Source organism: Massilia sp. TWP1-3-3, assembly GCF_049897805.1.
Classification (GTDB): domain Bacteria; phylum Pseudomonadota; class Gammaproteobacteria; order Burkholderiales; family Burkholderiaceae_D; genus Telluria_A.
Window position 1 is genome coordinate 1 of the sequence record NZ_JAFCWX010000110.1, and the last position, 1,243, is coordinate 1,243.

At 52.8% G+C, this 1,243-nt stretch carries 2 protein-coding genes; both read right to left on the reverse strand.

What is annotated here, in order from left to right; translation table 11 throughout:
- Window positions 1-247 precede the first annotated feature (247 nt).
- The gene (locus ACP7D4_RS28030) at window positions 248-514 is read right to left on the reverse strand and encodes a PAAR domain-containing protein (RefSeq protein ID WP_426105912.1); all 267 of its coding nucleotides are present in this window, start codon (window positions 512-514) and stop codon (window positions 248-250) included.
- A 79-nt stretch (window positions 515-593) separates the two neighbouring features.
- On the reverse strand, window positions 594-1,109 hold the full coding sequence (locus ACP7D4_RS28035; protein ID WP_426212715.1) for a T6SS immunity protein Tli4 family protein: 516 nt from the start codon (window positions 1,107-1,109) through the stop codon (window positions 594-596).
- Between the last annotated feature and the right edge of the window lie 134 nt (window positions 1,110-1,243).

Below are 1,243 nucleotides of genomic sequence, written 5' to 3' on the forward strand. Positions count from 1 at the left end.
GTGCACCTCAATCCGGAAAAAAGTGCCACGGAGACCCTCACCAAAAAGGAGAAAAATCCAGAACTCAAAAAAGCAGCGTAGAAACCGCTTTTAGGCGACAACTAGCTTGCAAATTACCGAGCTCCGTAGTAAGCGTCTGTGTGATTCGCAAGTTGCTAGTATGCGGCCGACGGGTATTGTTGGCCGGACCACTCAATTATGTCGGAACAGCACAGACCGTGAAGTGCGACCGCGTTCATTCGCACGACTATTTCGAAGCAAATATCGCTTGGGTGGCAATCAGCGCAGCCCCACAGGTGGTTTTGTGGCCTTCGTATGCAACGGCAATGCCGTCGATGAGGTGGATGGGATTTCCTTCAGCGATGGTACACCCGTCGTGGCCGCTGATTGGACATGAGCACAGGTCGCCAACCCGAGCCACGGGTATGCCATCGATTATGTAATTTGTTGCCGCGACCCGGACAACCTTTCCGCCGTGCGTTGTCGAGTCTCCTAGGCGAATAGCGTTTAGCAACTTGATGCTCCAAAGTCAGACTTCATTAGTTAAAACGAACTTGGTCCCGAAAGTCGTCCTGACGGACAATTTGGCGCTATCAGGCGCGCCCGGGGGTAGAATCGTCAACATTGCTAGAGTTTGGCAGTGCAGGTTTGCCGCCAATTTCAGGATTGCTATCGACTTCATCTTCATCGGGTAGTGTGGTGTAATCGACCAGCCTCCAGACTGTGGAAATATGTTCGGAACGGGACTCGCCGCTAAGCTTTCGCCAAAAACTCGGCGGCGCGGTCAGGGTCGCGGGAGGCATGTTTTCGCCTTCCCGGAAGAATCTGCGCGATCCGCCAACAACGTTTTCTGATTCCTTGCATTCCCAGAAGCCAGCTTGTGGACAAGCGCTACCCGTTGCGGCAAGTTGTCCTAGCGCGACTTTTGAGGCAGCGGCGGTCTTGCCGCCGCTTACCGTGCCTGTAGCGCGAATTTTCAGGCTTGAGGAAACGCGTTGCCAAAGCTGAAGAATCTCCTCGTCCGACAGACTCGAATTGATCGGCTGGCCAGGTCGTCCTTTTCCAGTTTGTATTTCGAGCGTGATCGTTGGCGCCAGCACATCGTTCATCAATCCAGGCCCTTCCCCAATCCACCCAAGTTAGCGATGGGCGTGCACTTCAGTAAATTATTATCGATTTTTTCACAATAACACTTGACATCACCTTAAAATCGCGGCGCCCAGCATGGATTTTTACTATCCCT